Origin of the sequence: Gordonia sp. CPCC 205515, from assembly GCF_048537925.1 — a bacterium.
Classification (GTDB): Bacteria; Actinomycetota; Actinomycetes; order Mycobacteriales; family Mycobacteriaceae; genus Gordonia.
Map to the genome: position 1 here is coordinate 225,352 of NZ_JBCLVJ010000007.1, position 17,386 is coordinate 242,737.

Genomic DNA, 17,386 nt, shown 5'->3' on the forward strand with positions numbered 1-17,386 from the left:
GGTAGATTGGTACCTAAGCAACTGCTTACATGTGCACTTCGAGCGGGTTACCGATGCAGATTTCCGGTTTCGGCGAGCGCGCCTCGAATCACCTCGACAAGGAGTAAGACAGAACCCATGCAGCTGAAATTCAGTCCTGAGGAAGAAACCTTCCGCGACGAGATCCGCAGCATCATTGCCAAGGTGCCCGAGGATCTGCGCGAGCGCTCCGCCGCCGGCCAGCTCAACTTTCCGGAGGACATGGTCACCGTCACCCGCGTCCTCAACGAGCACGGCGTCGCGACTCCCGGATGGCCGGTCGAGTGGGGCGGCAAGGACTGGACCCCGATCGAGAGCCACATCTACCGCGAAGAAATGGCGCTGGCACACGTGCCGGATCTGCTGGCGTTCAACGTCGGCATGATCGGTCCGGTCATCGCGCAGTTCGGTTCGCAGGAGATGAAGGAACGCTTCCTCGCCAAGACCGCAAACCTCGACATCTGGTGGTGCCAGGGCTTCTCCGAGCCCGAGGCCGGCTCCGACCTCGCCTCGCTCAAGACGCGCGCCGTCCGCGACGGCGACCACTACGTGATCAACGGCCAGAAGACCTGGACCACGTTGGGCCAGTACGCCGACTGGATCTTCTGCCTCGCCCGCACCAACCCGGATGTCAAGAAGCAGGCGGGCATCAGCATGTTCCTCTTCCCGATGGACACCCCGGGCGTGGAACTGCGGCCGATCCAGCTGATCGACGGCGGTTTCGAGGTCAACGAGGTCTTCTTCAACGACGTGCGTGTGCCGGTGGAGAACATGGTCGGCAACGAGAACGAGGGCTGGACGCAGGCGAAGTTCCTGCTCGGCAACGAGCGCAGCGGCATCGCCCGCATCGGCCACACCAAGGTGAAGCTCGCCGCGGCCAAGCAGCTTGCTCGCGAAACCGCGACCGCTGATGGCAAGACGCTGCTCGACGATCCGCTGTTCGCCGCCCGCCTCGCCGAGGTCGAGAACGAACTGCTCGCCCTCGAACTCACCCAGCTGCGGGTGGCCGCGTCGTCGGCCGACGGCAAGCCGAACCCGGCGTCGTCGCTGCTGAAGCTCAAGGGCAGCCAATTGCAGCAGGCGGCAACCGAACTGATCGCCGATATCGCCGGCCCGGACTCCCTGCCGGTGTCCTCGATCGACGGCGGCGGCAACGGCAGCGCCGACGTGACGTCGCCGGAATGGGCCCAGCTGAGCGTCCCGACCTACCTCAACTACCGCAAGGTCTCCATCTACGGCGGCTCGTCCGAGGTCCAGCGCCAGATCATCGACAAGGCCGTGCTGGGTCTGTAAACCCACATCGCCACAACACTTTTCACCAGACATAGACGCTGAGGGATCATTCATGGATTTCGAACTCACCGATGAACAGACGATGTTGCGGGACACCGTCCGTGAGGTACTGACCCGCAAGTACGACATCGAGACGTTGCGCTCTGTCACCGACACCGAACTCGGGTGGGACAAGGGCGTCTGGAAGTCGTTGGCCGAGATCGGCATTCTCGGTCTGACCTTCCCCGAGGACGACGGTGGCATGGGCGCCGGACCGGTCGAATTCACCTCGGTGATGACCGAACTCGGCCGCGCCATCGCACCCGAGCCGTACCTGGACTCGGTCTTGGTTCCCGGATCGCTGATCGCCGCGACCGCCGACGACGCCACTCGCGGTGAACTGCTCGGCGGCCTCGCCGAGGGCGAACTGCTGATGGCCTTCGCACACCTCGAGCCGGGCGACCGCTGGCCGGGCGCCAAGGTGGCCACCACCGCCACCGGCGACAAGCTCACCGGAACCAAGACCCTTGTCGGCCACGGTGATTGCGCTGACAAACTGGTCGTGTCGGCACGGGTCGACGACGGCATCGGGCTGTTCCTGGTCGACGCCGACGCGGCGGGTGTCACCCGTACCGCGTACCGCACCAGCGACCGTCGTCGGGGCGCGCAGATCGAGTTCTCCGACACGCCCGCAACACGACTCGGCAGCGGCGACGCATCGCAGATCATCGCCGACGCCGAGGTCGGCGTGCAGACCGCACTCTGCGCAGAGGCCGTGGGCGCGATGGAACGCGCGATGGATCTCACCGTCGAATACCTGAAGACACGCAAGCAGTTCGGTGTGACCCTGGCGACCTTCCAGACGCTGACGCAGCGGGCCGCGGACATGTACGTACAGCTGGAACTGGCACGCAGCATGAGCCTCTACGCCACCACCGCGCTCGCCTCGGGCATCTGTGACCCGGCGATCGCCTCACGCGCCAAGCTGCAGATCATCCGCTCGGGCCGCGACATCGCACAGGAAGCGGTGCAGATGCACGGCGGCATCGGCATGACCGCCGAGTACCCGGTCGGCCACTACCTGGCCCGCCTGACTGCCATCTCGCACACCCTTGGCGACGCCACGGATCATCTGTCCGCGTTGTCGCGCACCGTCGGCGACTACGACATGGTGACCGTCGGCTGACCTGAGCTGCTGTACCGCCAATCCGGGCGCGCCGCCTCGAGCAGCGCGCCCGGATTGCGTCGTCCCAAACGTGTTGGCGACAAACTGCCCGATGAACAGGGAACGCTCGCTAGGGTTTACGCGTGGAACTCCTTCGCGACAACGTCGGGCACGCCGCCGCCTACAGCATCATCGGCATCCTGCTGTTCTTCATCGGGTTCTTCGCCCTCGACCTGGTGACGCCCGGCCGACTACGCGTCATCCTGTGGACCGAACACAAGCGCAACGCCACCCTGCTCGTGGTCGCCCAGATCATCGGCCTGGCGATCGTCTTCGTCTGCGGAATCAATGCGTCGGCCGGACTCGAACTATGGCGCGGTCTGCTGTACACGACTATCTACACGATCCTCGCGATCGCGGTGATGATGTGGTCCTTCGTGCTCGTCGACTGGGTGACACCCGGCAAACTCGGCGACACCGTGATCTACGACGACGAGCATCCCGCGGCGTTCGTCAGCGCCATCCTGTTCGTCGCGATCGGCGCAATCATCGGCACCGCCGTACTGTTCTGAACTGCTACTCTCGGCCCGCATGAAGCCGGCAGATCGCCGGTGGCCGATACGAGGGGGACTCACATCATGGCTGCACCACTCATCGAAGAATCCATCGAGATCAACGCGACCGCGGAAGAGGTCTGGGCAGTGATCTCCGATCTCAAGCGCATGGGCGAGTGGAGCCCGCAGTGCAAGAAGATGATCTTGCGCGGTGAACCCGTGGGGATGGGCACCAAGAGCATCAACATCAATCGCCGCGGCGTACTCGTGTGGCCGACGACGTCGAAGATCATCCGCTTCGCGCCCAACAAGGAACTCGGCTTCCGGGTGGCGGAGAACAAGACCGTCTGGTCCTACACCATCGCACCGACGGCCTCCGGCGTGACGGTGACCGAGCGGCGTGAGGTGGCCAACGGCACGACGAAGATCTCGTCGTTCCTGGTGGACAAGTTCATGGGTGGCACCACCAACTTCGAGGCCGAACTGAAGCTGGGCATGGCCGAGACCCTGGGCAAGATCAAGCGCGCTGCCGAGTCGTCGGCAGCCCGCGCAGCCTGATCAGGACGACAACTTCTCCATCAGGGCCGGCAGGTCCGCGATCGAGTCGATGATGTGGTCGGGCACCGGCCCGAACTCGTCACGCTGCAGATCCCGCAGCGCCTCCGCGCGGAACTTGCCGGTCCGGACCAGCACCCCGATCAACGCGGCCGCCTGGGCGCCGAGCACGTCGTTCTGCATGTCGTCGCCGACCATCACCACCTGGGTCGGTTCGAGCTGCATGCGCTCGACGGCGGCGCGGAACCCGAGCGGCGACGGTTTGCCGATCGCCCGGATCTTGCGGCCGGCGGCCTTCTCCAGACCTTCGAGGTAGACGCCGGTGTCGATGGACAGTCCCTGCGCCGTCGACCAGGTCATCGAGCGATGCATGGCGACGACCGGCACCCCGGCGATCATCAGTTCGAGCACCTTCGACAACGATTCGTGGGTGAACACCGGGCCGGCACCGCCGAGGACGACCACCTCGGCGCGGGCCGGGTCGTCGACGATCTCCACGCCGGTCATGTCCTCGGCGATCGGCCCCTCGTTGAGCACCCACACGCGTTTACCCGGGTATTCGGTACCGAGGTAATGCGCGGTGAGCGCCGCGGCGGTGAGGATCTCGCCGGCAGCCACGTCGAAGCCGCATTTGTTCAGCGCGTCCGCGATCTGATCCCGCGATCGCGAGGTGGTGTTGGTCAGGAACATCCGGGGCACGGCTCGCTCGGCCAGCGTGGCGACGGCGTCGACGGCCCCCGGCAGCGCCTGCCACGAGGTGACCATCACCCCGTCGATGTCGAGCAGCAAACCGAGCGTCATGGTCAGAATCTAGTCCCGACTGCAGCAACCCGCACGGCCGGCGGGATGGCATGCTGACTGGATGCGCTCGGTCCCAGACCATCAGGCCGCGGTGGCGGCACTGATCGAATCACCTCCTGCCGTACGGCTTCCCGTCTTCGACGCGCTCGGCTGCGTCACTGTCGACGACATCACCGCACCCATCGGACTGCCCGGGTTCGACAACTCGGCGATGGACGGGTACGCGGTGCGCGCCGCCGAGATCGCCTCGGCAACGCCGGGTTCACCGGTATCACTGCCGGTCGCCGAGGACATCCCGGCCGGTCGCATCGATCGGCTGACGTTGGCGACGGGCACCGCGCACCGCATCATGACCGGCGCCCCGATGCCCGACGGTGCCGACGCGGTGATTCCGGTGGAGGCCACCGACGGCGGTACCGACGCCGTCACCATCAGCGACGCGGTGCCCGCCGGCCGGCATGTGCGCCGCGCCGGCTCCGACATCGAATCCGGGGAGTCCGCGTTGCGTGCGGGCACCCTGCTCGGCGCGCCTCAGGTGGGCTTGCTCGCCGCACTCGGCATCACCGAGGTGGCGGTCGTCCCACGGTTGCGGGTGGTAGTGCTCTCCACCGGCACCGAGTTGATCACCCCCGGCACACCGTTGCAGCACGGCCAGATCTACGAGTCGAACGGCCCGATGCTGACCGCCGCGGCGATCGAGGCAGGTGCGGCGGCCACCCATATGCACTACGTGACCGACGAGGTCGCGGAGTTCCGCGCGCGCCTCGACGAGATCAGCGACGACGCCGACCTGATCATCACCTCGGGCGGGGTGAGCGCCGGCGCATTCGAGGTGGTGAAGGATGCGCTGGCCACCGGCGGTGCCGTCGAATTCGTCAAGGTCGCGATGCAGCCGGGGATGCCGCAGGGCAGCGGACATCACGTCAGCCCGAGCGGTCGTCGAGTGCCGATCATCACGCTGCCGGGCAACCCGGTCAGCTCCTTGGTGTCGTTCGAGGTGTTCATCCGGACCCCACTGCGTGCGGCGATGGGGCTCCCCGACGACCGGCCACGGATCACCGCGACCCTGCACGCCGACGTCCGCTCCCCCGCCACCAAACGCCAGTTCCTGCGTGGAGTCCTCGGCGTCGACGACAGCGGCGCCCCCACCGTCGATCCGATCGGACCTCCGTCGTCGCATCATCTGCGCTACCTCGCGGGTGCCGATGCACTGATCGACATCGCCGTCGGCGTCGAGGAGGTCGCGGCGGGCAGTCCGGTCGACGTGGTCGTCCTCGGTGCCCTGCCGAGCGTCACCGTAAGCTGAGCCCAAGGGTCCGGACGTCCCGGACATCCCGTGTTCTACAGGAGGTCGATGGTGGCCAGGCGCCCGCGTCCGGACGGCTCGCCCAACGCAGCAGGTCACCTCGTCGACCTCGCCCGCGAAACCATTCCACCCCTGCACCGCGCGGGACTCCCGTTCGTCGCCGTGCCCGCGGCCATCGCGGTCGCGGGTCGACACCATCCGTGGATCGCCCGCCCGGCCGCGGTCACCGCCGCCGCCTGCGCCGCGTTCTTCCGGCATCCCGCGCGGGTTTCGCCCACCACCGTGGGCGCGGTCGTGGCCCCCGCGGATGGCACGATTTCCCTGGTCGACGAGGCGGTGCCGCCGCCCGAGGCCGGGCTCGGTGACCAGCCGCTCCCCCGCGTCTCGACGTTCCTGTCGATCTTCGACGTGCACGTCCAGCGCGTCCCGATCACCGGCACCGTCACCTCGGTGACCCACACGCCGGGATCGTTCGTCTCCGCGGATCTGCCCGAGGCCAGCACCGTCAACGAACGCACCACGATGACGCTGCGCTGCCCGGTCGGCTCCGGCACCCACGACGTCGCCGTGGTACAGATCGCCGGCCTCATCGCCCGCCGCATCGTCTGCGATCCCGGTGTCGGCGACGACCTGGCCGTCGGCGCCACCTACGGCCTCATCCGCTTCGGCTCACGCGTCGACGTGTACCTCCCGTCCGGCGCAGTGCCCCAGGTCCTCGTCGGTCAGCGGGCCGTCGGCGCCGAAACCGTGTTCGCGACACTGACCTGACCCATGCCGAACACCCGACGACCCGACCGTCCGCGGACGACCCGCACCCCCACCACCCACGCCCCGCGCGGCACCGCCGCACGACCATCGACGCGCACCCGCACCGGCTTCGGCGCGCAGGTGTCGAAGCAGGCCGCGGCCGGCCGGATGTTCGTACCGTCGGCCCTGACGATTCTCGCCATCTGCGCCGGCCTGACCGCGATCCGGATGGCCGGCGACAACAAGATCGACCTCGCGATGATGCTCGTGGTCGCGGCCGCCGTGCTCGACGGGCTCGACGGCCGGGTGGCCCGGATGATGGGCGCCACCAGCCGGATGGGTGCGGAGATCGATTCGCTCGCCGACGCCATCAACTTCGGTGTGGTACCCGCGATGCTCGTCTACGTCAGCCTGATGCCGGGCGAACGCACCGGATGGGTGCTGATCCTCATCTACTGCTGCGCGATCGTGCTCCGACTGGCCCGGTTCAACACCCTGCTGGACGACGACGATGCACCCGGCTACACCCGAGACTTCTTCGTCGGCGTGCCGGCGCCGGCGGCAGCCCTCTCCGCACTCTTGCCGATCGCGGTCTGGCAGCAGTTCGGTACCGGGTGGTGGACGTCGTGGCCGGTCGTCGGCGGGTGGCTGCTGTTCATCGCACTACTCGCGGTGAGCCGGGTGCCGACCGCATCGCTGAAGGCGACGTCGGTACCGCCGCGCGCGTTGGCCGGCGGGCTGACGCTGGTCGCGATCGGCGCGGCCCTGCTCGTCACATTCCCGTACATCCTGATGATGGTCCTGGTCGTCGCCTATCTCGCGCACATCCCGTTCGCGTGGCGCAACCAGCGCTGGGTCGCCTCCCGCCCCGAACACTGGGACACCCGCCCGGCCGAGCGTCGCGCCGAACGGAAGGCGATCGCCCGCGCCCAACCGCGGCGGATGGCGCGGGGTGGGTCCGGACGGTCGCAGGCCCGGTTGGGTCTGCGCCGCCCCACCGGCGAGCCGCGCACCGAACCGACCGAGGAGCCACCCCGTCCATGACCGGTTCCGTCCAGCTCACACTGACCGCCCGCGTGAATCCGTCGGCGGCGGACTCGCGACGCGGGATCGTGCGGGTGCACTCGGAGGTGCTGGCCGCCCTCGGGCTGCGCGAATGGGATGCGGTGTCCATCACCGGCGCGCGGGTCACCGCGGCCGTGGTGGCCGAGGCGGGTGCATCGACCCCCACCGGCACCGCACTGCTCGACGACATCACCTTCTCCAACGCCGGGGTCAAAGAGGACGCGTCGGTGGTCCTCGCGCCGGTCAAGGTGTTCGGCGCGGGCCGACTGACCGTTCGTGGGTCCGCGCTGGCGACCGCCTCGGTCGACGAGGCCACCCTGCGGCGCGCGCTACTCGGCAAGGTGGTGTCGGTCGGCGACGCCGTCTCCCTGCTGCCGCGTGACCTCGGACCGGAACTGACCGCGGGCGCCGCGACCCGGGCGCTGACCACATCGGTCGGCATCACCTGGACCAATGAACTGTTGACCGTGACCGCGACCGACCCCGCCGGCCCGGTGAGTGTGCAGACCAACACCGCGGTGCTGTGGGCCGGGCAGTCGGCGCGACCGCCGTCGGGCAGTGCGATGGGATTCGCCGCGTCGGGCGGGACGGCGGGAGGCTTCCCGGGAGTCGGCGTCGCCGCCGGTTTTGCCGCGGCCGAATCGAGCGTTCCGGTGCCGGAGGCGCAGCCGGTCGCCATTCGACCGGTGTCGAGTCTGGTCGGCGTCGACACCCAGGTGGCGAAGCTGACCGAGTGGCTCTCGATCACCCTCGACGAACCGGAAGTGCTGCGACGACTCGGCGCCGTACCGCGGCTGGGCGTACTGATCACCGGTCCTGCCGGCGGCGGCAAGGCTACGCTGGCCCGGTCGGTGTGTGCGGACCGGCCGCTGGCCACGCTCGACGGCCCGACGGTCGGCGCCCTCGAGGCCTCCGCGCGCCTGACCACCGTGTCGTCGGCGATCGCCCGACTGCGCGACAGCGGCGGCGTGCTGCTCATCACCGACGTCGACGCCCTCCTGCCCGCGGCGACCGAACCGGCGTCCCCCGAACCCGTCTCCGCCCTGATCCTCGACGAACTGCGCACCGCGATCGCCGACGGCCACCTCGTGCTGATCGCCACCACCGCCGAACCCGTCCGCGTCGACAGCCGGCTCCGCGACCCATCACTGTGCGACCGGGAACTGATCATCGGGCTGCCCGACGCCGCCACCCGCGCGCGCCTGCTGGGCGTCATCCTCACCGACGTACCCACCGACGGACACCTCGACCTCGACGAGATTGCCTCGCGGACACCGGGTTTCGTTGCCGGCGACCTGGCTGCACTGTGCCGGGAGGCCGCGCTGCGGGCCGCGGCCCGCGCCGTCGGCGGTGAGAGCGCCGCAACCGAGGCGACGCTGAGCACCGACGACCTCGTCGGCGCCCTGTCGGTGATCCGTCCGGTGTCGCGGCTCGACACCCCCGAAGTAGCCCTCGGATCGATCACCCTCGACGACGTCGGCGACATGGTCGACACCAAGCAGGCGCTGACCGAGGCGGTGCTCTGGCCGCTGCAGCATCCGGACACGTTCACCCGGCTGGGTGTGGAGCCGCCGCGCGGCGTGCTGCTGTTCGGGCCGCCCGGCTGCGGCAAGACCTTCGTCGTGCGGGCGCTGGCCGCCTCGGGACGACTCTCGGTGCACACCGTCAAGGGCGCCGAACTGATGGACAAATGGGTGGGGTCGTCGGAGAAGGCGGTTCGCGACCTGTTCGCGCGAGCCCGCGAGTCGGCGCCGTCGCTCATCTTCCTGGACGAGATCGACGCGCTCGCCCCGCGCCGCGGACAGTCGACGGATTCCGGGGTCGGCGACCGGGTGGTCGCCGCGCTGCTGACCGAACTCGACGGCGTCGAACCGCTGCAAGACGTCGTCGTGCTGGGTGCGACGAACCGGCCGGACCTGATCGACCCGGCCCTGCTGCGTCCGGGCCGGTTGGAGCGGCTGGTGTTCGTGCCGCCGCCGGACGCCGCGGCGCGCGGGGACATCCTGCGCACCTCCGGACGCAAGGTGCCGCTGGCCGACGACGTCGACCTCGACGCACTGGCCACCGATCTCGAGGGCTACTCGGCCGCCGACTGCGCGGCACTGCTGCGGGAGGCGGCCCTCTCGGCGATGCGTCGCGACATCGACGCGGCCACCGTGACGGCCGAGGACGTCACGGTGGCGCGTGATCGGGTCCGGCCGTCGCTCGACGCCGCGCAGGTGGAGAACCTACGCAGCTACGCCGAGCGTCGGCTGGAGTGAACTAGCTGGTCTGGCTCGTCTGACCGGTCTGGCCGGTCTGCGGTGCGGTGGTCTGACCGGGCACCTGCTGCTGCCCCTGCTGGCCCTGGCCCGGCATCTGACCCATGCCACCCTGGCCCGGCATCGGCATCTGACCCATGCCGCCCTGACCCGGCATCTGCTGGCCTTGCTGACCCTGGCCGGGCATCTGAGTCGTGCCGCCCGAGCCGCCGGGCATCTGGCCCATCCCGCCCTGACCACCCGGCATCTGGTTCATGCCGCCCATGCCGCCGCGCTGCATGTTCATGCCCGGCCCCTGGTTCGAGTTCGACGACGAGTCACCGACCAGGTAACCGGCACCGAACCCGAGGAGACCGAACACCACCGCGACGCCGATGCCGCCGGCGATGATGGCGTTGCGCAGCTTGTCGGAGACACCCTCCGGCTGTGGCTGCTGGGGTGCGGGTTGCGTGAAGTGCTGGGTGTACTGGTCGTCGAGGACCTGGGTCGTTGCTTCGGGAGAGGCCACCGGTGCCCCCTGCGGTGTGGACATGTTCTGTTGTCTCGCTTTCTGGCGTGGATTGGTGAGATCCACGATCCCGACGCCGACTGTCGAGGGACTGCCGCGGGGCTGTCAGGTCCCTGTGAGGTCGGACTATCCGGACAGGGCTACTTCGCCGTCACCTGGTAGAACACCGACTGCCCACCGCCCGCGGCGCCCGGGGTGCTCCCGACCTGTACCCAGTAGGTGGTGCCGTCCTTGTCGGCAGACAGCAGCACCGTTTTCTGCGCGCCCGTCTCGGTGCGCTGCGACTCCGTGTATCCGCTCTTGGTGAGAGTGGTCACGGCGGCGTCGACCGCGTTGCCCTGATCGGCGCCGGCCTGAACGGTCACCGACCAGCCCTCTGCGGCGGTGCCGTCGGCACTGAGCACCGTGCCGGTGACCAGCGGAACCTGCTCGGTCGGAAAGTCTTTCGGCAGCGCCGCCCCAGGTGGCGCCTGATTTTCGTCGCTTCCGCATCCGGTCGCCAGACCGAGGAACGTGAGTACGACGACGAGGGCGACGAGCAGCCGTGCCGCCGACCGGACGAATCCGAACATGACCGTAACGGTAAGGTAGACACCGCGGGCGCTGCCCGTGACACCCCGCCCGAACCCGAAAGACGGTGTGCCCTTTGATCGCTGTGTTGGCTGCGCTCGCGCTCTGCGCGCTGCTCGCGCCCCCGGTGATCCGTCTCCTCGGCACTCGCGGTTTCTACGTCCTCGCCCTCGCCCCGGCGGCCGCACTGATCTGGGTGTTCCTCCATTGGCCCGAACCCGGCCAGCCGCCACGGGTCGAGACACTGACCTGGGTGCCGGTGCTCAACATGGACATCGTCACGCGGTTCGACACCCTGGCCGCGATCATGTCGGTGCTGATCCTCGGCGTGGGCTCGCTCGTCCTCTGTTACTGCGCCCATTACTTCGACGACCCCCGCCCCCGCGTCCAGGTGTTCGGCGGCGAGATGATCGCGTTCGCGGCCGCAATGCTCGCGCTCGTCGTCAGCGACAACATGCTCGTGCTCTACGTGTTCTGGGAGCTCACGACCGTCCTGTCGTTCATGCTCGTCGGCTTCTACGCGATGCGCGCCACGTCGCGTCGCGCCGCCACGCAGGCCTTGCTGGTCACCACGTTCGGCGGCCTCGCGATGCTGGTCGGCATCATCATGCTCGGCGAACGCACCGGCACCTATCTGCTCTCGGAGATCATCGCGAACCCGCCGTCGTCGAGCGTCTACATCGACTGTGCGGTGGTGCTGCTGCTGATCGGCGCGCTGAGCAAGTCGGCGATCGTGCCGTTCCATTTCTGGCTGCCCGGCGCGATGGCCGCACCGACCCCGGTCAGCGCGTACCTGCATGCGGCGGCCATGGTCAAGGCCGGCATCTACCTGATCGCTCGGCTGGCCCCGGCCTTCTCCACGACCCCGAGCTGGCACATCTCGGTCGTCGTCCTCGGCATGATCACCATGGTGATCGGTGGTTGGCGATCGCTGCGCGAGCTCGACCTCAAACTCGTCCTCGCCTTCGGCACGGTCTCCCAGCTCGGGTTCATGGCGGTCCTGCTCGGCATCGGCGACGCCAACGTCGCGATGGCCGGTCTCGCCATGCTGGTCGCGCACGCCATGTTCAAGGCCTGCCTGTTCATGGTCGTCGGCATCATCGACCACGCCACGGGTACCCGCGACATCCGCAAGCTCGCCCGTCTCGGACAGCGGCTGCCCGGACTCATGGTCATCGCCGCGGTCGCGGGCGCGAGCATGGCCGGGCTGCCGTTCACCATCGGATTCGTCGGCAAGGAGACCGCCTTCGGATCGGTCTGGGATACCGGCGCCTACCTGCCCTGGCAGTCCCACACCATCGACATCGTGCTGCTCGTCGGCTCGGTCATCACCTTCGCCTACACCTGCCGTTTCCTGTGGGGCGCCTTCGGCCGCAAGGTCCGCGCCACCCCGAGCCCCGCGGTCGCGAAGATGCATCCGCCGACGCCGATGTTCCTGGCCGCACCGATCCTGCTGGCCATCGGCGGCGTCGTCGCCGGGTTCGCGAGCCCCTGGATCGGCGACGTCTTCGAGCCCTACGCCGAGACGCTGCCTGCCTACGGACACGAACTCGAGCACCTCGCGATGTGGCACGGATTCGGGCTGCCGGTCTGGTTCTCGATCGTCGTCGTCGTGGCCGGTTCGTTGCTGTTCCTGATCACCCGACGACTCCGTGACCTGCTGTTCCGTTACCGTCCGATCCTCAACGCCGACCGGATCTACGACGCCACACTGCGCACCGCCGACACCCTGTCGCTGATGCTCACCCGCAACACGCAGCGCGGTTCGCTCCCCATCACCCAGGGCGTGATCCTGTCGACCGCCATCATCGTGCCGCTCGCCGCTCTGGCCTGGGGATCCCGCAACCGCCTCGAAATCGCCGGATTCGACACCGTCTCCCAGCTGGTCATCGGCGTGATCATGATCGCCGGTGCGCTCGCAGCGACGGTGATGCGCAACCGTCTCGCCGGCACCCTCGTCGTCGGACTCACCGGATACGGCGCCGGGATGCTGTTCGCGCTCTACGGCGCCCCCGACCTCGCGCTCACCCAATTCCTGGTCGAGACGCTGACCCTGGTCATCTTCGTGCTGGTGCTGCGCAAGCTGCCGGCCGAACCCGAGCCCCGGCACGCCACCGGATTCCGCACCCTGCGGGCACTGATCGGTGTCGCGTTCGGCGCGTCTCTGGTGGTGATCGGCCTGTTCGCGTCGGCCGCGCGCACCGATCAACCGCTGCACGTCGACATCCCCGAAGCCGCCTACAAGTACGGCCACGGCGCGAACGCGGTGAACGTGCTGCTCGTCGACATCCGCGCCTGGGACACCCTCGGCGAGGTCTCGGTGCTGATCGTCGCCGCCACCGGCGTCGCCTCAATGGTGTTCCGCAACCGGCGGTTCGGCGCGGTTCCTCGGGTCGCCGACGCGGCCCGACTGCAGAACAACGGCAACGGCAACGGCAACGGCGATGAGGACGACCTGATCCCACCGGATCGCACCCGCTGGCTACTCGGCAGCGACTTCCGCGACCCACGGCACCGATCGATGATCCTCGAGGCCACCACCCGGCTCATCTTCCCGACCATGGTCGTGCTGTCCATCTACTTCTTCTTCGCCGGCCACAACGCCCCCGGCGGCGGTTTCGCCGGCGGCCTCACCATGGGTCTGGCGCTGGTGCTGCGCTACCTCGCGGGCGGACGCTACGAACTCGGGGAAGCGCTGCCCATCGAACCGGGCCGCATCCTGGGCGCGGGCCTGGCTATCTCCAGCCTGACCGCGGTCACCTCGATGTTCCTGGGTGCGCCCGCCCTGTCGTCGGCGGTGTTCGAGGTGACGCTGCCGGTCCTCGGTGACGTCAAAGTGGTCACCGCACTGTTCTTCGACCTGGGGATCTACCTGATCGTCGTCGGACTGGTGCTCGACGTGCTGCGCAGCCTCGGCGCGCGCCTCGACGTCGAGTCCACCACGTTCGACAACTCGCCGGCGCCCACGAGCCCGACCGCCGGGCAGGTGAGCCGATGAGTATCAACCTCGGTCTGCTGATCGTCGTCGGAGTGCTCGCGGCGTGCGGCGCGTATCTGCTGATGGAACGCAGCCTGATCCGCATGCTGCTCGGCCTGCTGCTGTGCGGCAATGCGATCAACCTGCTGATCCTGGTGGTGTCCGGGCACGCGGGGAATCCGCCCATCCTCGGTCGAACGTCCGAGGACCGCGGCGTGGACTCCGACGCGCTCGCCCAGGCGATGATCCTCACCGCGATTGTCATCACCATGGGCGTGGCCGCCTTTGTGCTGTCGATGGTCTACCGGTTGTTCGTCATCAACCGCGACGACGATGATCTCGACGACGACACCGAGGACGTCAAGATCCTCACCGGCTCCCTGTCGGACGCCCCCGACCGCGACCGCACCGACGACCCGGTCACCCTCGCCGACACCGCAGCCGGCGACCTCTACGACGACGAGGGCAACCCGCTGACCCCCGAGGAGTACGCGGCCCGGCACCTCGAGACCATCGAGACCGACCTCATGCCGGAGAACGACGACGACGTCATCCACGAGGTCGGCGACGACACCTCCGACGAAGAAGAAGGAGCACCGCGATGATCCCGCAACCGTCGTGGGTCCCGGTGCTCATCACGCTGCCGTTCCTGGTGCCGCTGGTCGCCGCCGCGATCAGCATGCTGTGGAGCCGCAGCCCGCGCATGCAGCGCCTGGTCACCGTCGGCGCGATCGCGGTCGCGTTCATCGCGTCGTGCATGCTGCTGTACCTCACCAACGAGTACGGCACCTTCGCCGTCAAGATCGGCGGCTGGGGCGACAAGGGCTATCCCAACGGCCCGTTGGGCATCACACTGGTCGTCGACCAGCTGGCGTCGCTGATGCTGGTGGTGTCCACCGTCGTGCTGCTCTGCGTCATCGTGTACGCGATCGGCCAGGGTATCCGCGACGGGACCGAGCAGCAGCCGGTGTCGATCTTCCAGCCGACCTACCTGATCCTGACCGCCGGAGTCTGCAACTCGTTCCTGGCCGGCGACCTGTTCAACCTCTACGTCTCCTTCGAGGTGCTGCTCGCGGCGAGCTTCGTGCTGCTGACCCTGGGCGCCAGCGCCGACCGCGTCCGGGCCGGTGCGTCGTACGTGATGGTGTCGATGGTGTCGTCGCTGATCTTCCTGGCGGGCATCGCCTTCGCCTATGCGACCACGGGGACGCTGAACCTCGCGGAGATGGCCGCCCGCCTCGACCACGTCCCGTCGGGCACCCGCACCGCCCTGTTCGCGGTGCTCCTGGTGGCGTTCGGTATCAAGGCGGCCGTCTTCCCGCTGTCGACGTGGCTGCCCGACTCGTATCCGACTGCGCCCGCGCCGGTCACCGCGGTGTTCGCCGGCTTGCTGACCAAGGTCGGTGTGTACGCGATCATGCGCGCCCACACGCTGCTGTTCCCCGGCGGATCGATGGACAACGTGCTGATGATCGCCGGCCTGCTGACCATGTTGATCGGCATCTTCGGTGCCATCGCCCAGTCCGACATCAAACGTCTGCTCTCGTTCACGCTGGTCAGCCACATCGGCTACATGGTGTTCGGCATCGCGTTGTCGTCGCGGTTCGGGCTGTCGGCCTCGATCTACTATGTCGCCCACCACATTCTGGTGCAGACCACGCTGTTCCTCGTGGTCGGGCTGATCGAACGGCAGGCCGGTTCGGCGTCGCTGCGACGACTCGGCGGCCTCATCGCCAGCCCCGTACTGGCCGGGCTGTTCCTGATCCCGGCGCTCAATCTCGGTGGCATCCCGCCGTTCTCCGGATTCATCGGCAAGGTCGCCCTACTCGAGGCGGGCGTGCAGGACGGCTCGGTGCTGGCCTGGATCCTGGTCGCCGGTTCGGTCGTCACCAGCCTGCTGACCCTGTACGTGATGGCTCGCATCTGGACCAAGGGCTTCTGGCGTCCGCGCGCCGACGCCCCGGAGGGCGATCTCGCCGACCGGGCACCCTCGGCCCTGATCGACGAGCGCTCCGACATCGCCTTCGACGACCGCCCCGACGTCGGCCGCATGCCGCTCGGCATGGTGTTGCCGACCGCCGCGATGGTCGCCGCCGGCCTGGTACTCACGTTCTGGGCGGGTCCGATCATCGGCTTCACCGATCGTGCGGCGACCGACATCACCGATCGTGGGGTATATATCGAGGCAGTCCTGGGAGGTGACGGGAAGTGAAAGCTCGCATCATCACCGCGTGGCGGGTGTCGCTGCTGTTCATCTTCTGGAATCTGGTGCACGCCCTGGTGTGGGTGCGGGAGAATCTGCGCCTGCCGCGCTGGCTGGGCAGTGATGCCCGCGAGGTCGGCGTCCGCCTGTGGACCCTCGGCTGGCTGACCTTCGTGTGGGTCCTGTTGTGGGGCACCGTCTCCTGGGCCAACATTCTCGCCGGTCTCGTCCTCGCGATCATCGTCGTGACCGTGCTCCCACTGCCGCGGGTTCCGGTGGAGGGCCGCATCCACGTATTCACCGTGTTGATGCTGGTCGGCCGGTTACTCGTCGACTTCTTCATCTCGAGTGCACAGGTCGCCTGGGCGGCGATCCGGCCGGGCCGTCCGCCGCTCGGTGCAGTGATCCGGGTGCGGGTCGCGATCAAGTCCGACATGGTGCTGACCTTGGCTGTCGACTACCTGAACCTCGTGCCCGGCACCATGGTGCTCGAGATCGATCATCGTCGTCGGATGCTGTATGTCCACGTGTTCGACGTGCGCACCGAAAAGAAAGTGAAGGCCTTCTACAAGCAGGTGGCCTTCGTCGAGCGCTCGTTCATCCGCGCGTTCGAGCGGGACAGCGAATGGCATCCGAGCCCGTACCACGGTATCGACGACGACTACCACCACGTCCGCTACAGCGATCGCGCCGACGTCGAAGGGAGCCGACGATGACCTATGTGTGGGTGATCGTGACCGCAATGTTGTTGGTGGCGGCGGTTTTGACGACGATCCGGTTCCTGCTCGGCCCCACCACCCTCGACCGTCTGGTGGCGCTCGACACCATCATTGCGCTGTGTATGTGCGGACTCGGCGCGTGGGCCGCGTTCAGCCTGGATTCGACAGTGGTGCCGGCCATTGTTGCGTTGTCGCTGTTGAGTTTCGTCGGGTCGGTGGCCATCGCCCGCTTCCGCGTTCGGGATGACCAGACATGATCATCGACATCATCTCCGCGATCCTGCTGATCCTCGGCTCCCTGGCCGCCCTGACCACGTCGATCGGCATGCTGCGTTTCCCCGACACGTTGAGCCGAATGCATGCGGCGACCAAACCCCAGACGTTCGGTCTGCTGCTGGTGTTGATCGGTGCGGCGCTGCGTCTCGGCAAGAACGTCGACGTCGGAATGCTGATCCTCGCAGGGCTTTTCGCGTTGATCACCGCGCCGGTGATCGCGCATCGGATCGGTCGGCTGGTCTATCAGGAGCAACGCGCCCGCGACGGGTTGATGGATCGCGAAGACATGGAGGTCGGGAATCGGGACTGAGGTGTGCGCCGTTCCCGAGCTGACCGCCCTTTCGCCGTAGATCCGAGCCAGATAGCGGCACAGATCTACGGCGGAAGCA

The 17,386-nt window shown here is 68.1% G+C and carries 17 protein-coding genes; 14 read left to right on the forward strand and 3 right to left on the reverse strand.

What is annotated here, in order from left to right:
• The first annotated feature begins 117 nt into the window (after positions 1-117).
• The 4 genes from AAFP30_RS10160 (at position 118) to AAFP30_RS10175 (ending at position 3,567) form a co-directional block, all read left to right on the forward strand.
• A complete protein-coding gene (locus AAFP30_RS10160) occupies positions 118-1,311 on the forward strand; it encodes an acyl-CoA dehydrogenase family protein (protein WP_419229777.1) in 1,194 nt (397 codons plus the stop codon).
• Between the two features lie 52 nt (positions 1,312-1,363).
• The gene (locus AAFP30_RS10165) at positions 1,364-2,476 is read left to right on the forward strand and encodes an acyl-CoA dehydrogenase family protein (RefSeq protein WP_419229778.1); all 1,113 of its coding nucleotides are present in this window, start codon (positions 1,364-1,366) and stop codon (positions 2,474-2,476) included.
• A 122-nt stretch (positions 2,477-2,598) separates the two neighbouring features.
• Complete coding sequence (locus AAFP30_RS10170; RefSeq protein WP_419229779.1) at positions 2,599-3,027, forward strand: DUF350 domain-containing protein; 429 nt, start codon at positions 2,599-2,601, stop codon at positions 3,025-3,027.
• Between the two features lie 66 nt (positions 3,028-3,093).
• Positions 3,094-3,567, forward strand: a complete 474-nt coding sequence (locus AAFP30_RS10175) for an SRPBCC family protein (RefSeq protein ID WP_419229780.1) — start codon at positions 3,094-3,096, stop codon at positions 3,565-3,567.
• On the opposite strand, the gene AAFP30_RS10180 is transcribed toward AAFP30_RS10175, so the two are convergent.
• Positions 3,568-4,365 carry an HAD-IIA family hydrolase gene (locus tag AAFP30_RS10180; protein ID WP_419229781.1) on the reverse strand — a complete coding sequence of 266 codons (798 nt, stop codon included), beginning with the start codon at positions 4,363-4,365 and terminating at the stop codon, positions 3,568-3,570.
• A gap of 61 nt (positions 4,366-4,426) precedes the next feature.
• Between AAFP30_RS10180 and glp the strand changes: the two genes are divergently transcribed.
• Genes glp through AAFP30_RS10200 form a run of 4 tightly spaced genes read left to right on the forward strand, consistent with a single transcriptional unit; the run spans position 4,427 to position 9,744 of the window.
• On the forward strand, positions 4,427-5,671 hold the full coding sequence (gene glp / locus AAFP30_RS10185) for a gephyrin-like molybdotransferase Glp (protein ID WP_419229782.1): 1,245 nt from the start codon (positions 4,427-4,429) through the stop codon (positions 5,669-5,671).
• A 51-nt stretch (positions 5,672-5,722) separates the two neighbouring features.
• The gene (locus tag AAFP30_RS10190; RefSeq protein WP_419230152.1) at positions 5,723-6,439 is read left to right on the forward strand and encodes a phosphatidylserine decarboxylase; all 717 of its coding nucleotides are present in this window, start codon (positions 5,723-5,725) and stop codon (positions 6,437-6,439) included.
• Positions 6,440-6,442: 3 nt separating this feature from the next.
• The gene (locus AAFP30_RS10195) at positions 6,443-7,462 is read left to right on the forward strand and encodes a CDP-alcohol phosphatidyltransferase family protein (RefSeq protein ID WP_419229783.1); all 1,020 of its coding nucleotides are present in this window, start codon (positions 6,443-6,445) and stop codon (positions 7,460-7,462) included.
• Positions 7,459-9,744, forward strand: coding sequence for an AAA family ATPase (locus tag AAFP30_RS10200; protein WP_419229784.1), 2,286 nt, complete (start codon positions 7,459-7,461; stop codon positions 9,742-9,744). The genes AAFP30_RS10195 and AAFP30_RS10200 overlap by 4 nt, the downstream gene beginning before the upstream one ends.
• Position 9,745: 1 nt before the next feature.
• Here AAFP30_RS10200 and AAFP30_RS10205 read toward each other — a convergent pair whose 3' ends face one another.
• Together AAFP30_RS10205 and AAFP30_RS10210 are read right to left on the reverse strand one after the other, a co-directional pair.
• A complete protein-coding gene (locus AAFP30_RS10205; RefSeq protein ID WP_419229785.1) occupies positions 9,746-10,276 on the reverse strand; it encodes a hypothetical protein in 531 nt (176 codons plus the stop codon).
• A 116-nt stretch (positions 10,277-10,392) separates the two neighbouring features.
• Positions 10,393-10,824 (reverse strand): hypothetical protein, encoded by a 432-nt coding sequence (locus tag AAFP30_RS10210; protein ID WP_419229786.1) that lies wholly within the window; start codon positions 10,822-10,824, stop codon positions 10,393-10,395.
• 74 nt (positions 10,825-10,898) lie between these two features.
• Here AAFP30_RS10210 and AAFP30_RS10215 point away from each other — a divergent pair, with 74 nt between their 5' ends.
• From AAFP30_RS10215 to mnhG, 6 genes are read left to right on the forward strand one after another with little or no spacing between them, the layout of a single operon-like run.
• Entirely contained in the window at positions 10,899-13,820 is a 2,922-nt protein-coding gene (locus tag AAFP30_RS10215; protein WP_419229787.1) for a Na+/H+ antiporter subunit A, read from the forward strand.
• Positions 13,817-14,404: a Na(+)/H(+) antiporter subunit C gene (locus AAFP30_RS10220; protein ID WP_419229788.1), complete on the forward strand. Its 588-nt coding sequence runs from the start codon at positions 13,817-13,819 to the stop codon at positions 14,402-14,404. Before AAFP30_RS10215 ends, AAFP30_RS10220 begins: the two co-directional genes overlap by 4 nt.
• Positions 14,401-16,011 carry a Na+/H+ antiporter subunit D gene (locus tag AAFP30_RS10225; RefSeq protein WP_419229789.1) on the forward strand — a complete coding sequence of 537 codons (1,611 nt, stop codon included), beginning with the start codon at positions 14,401-14,403 and terminating at the stop codon, positions 16,009-16,011. The genes AAFP30_RS10220 and AAFP30_RS10225 overlap by 4 nt, the downstream gene beginning before the upstream one ends.
• Positions 16,008-16,718, forward strand: coding sequence for a Na+/H+ antiporter subunit E (locus AAFP30_RS10230; protein ID WP_419229790.1), 711 nt, complete (start codon positions 16,008-16,010; stop codon positions 16,716-16,718). The genes AAFP30_RS10225 and AAFP30_RS10230 overlap by 4 nt, the downstream gene beginning before the upstream one ends.
• Entirely contained in the window at positions 16,715-16,978 is a 264-nt protein-coding gene (locus tag AAFP30_RS10235; protein ID WP_419229791.1) for a monovalent cation/H+ antiporter complex subunit F, read from the forward strand. Before AAFP30_RS10230 ends, AAFP30_RS10235 begins: the two co-directional genes overlap by 4 nt.
• Entirely contained in the window at positions 16,975-17,307 is a 333-nt protein-coding gene (gene mnhG, locus AAFP30_RS10240; RefSeq protein ID WP_419229792.1) for a monovalent cation/H(+) antiporter subunit G, read from the forward strand. The genes AAFP30_RS10235 and mnhG overlap by 4 nt, the downstream gene beginning before the upstream one ends.
• Positions 17,308-17,386: the final 79 nt, after the last annotated feature.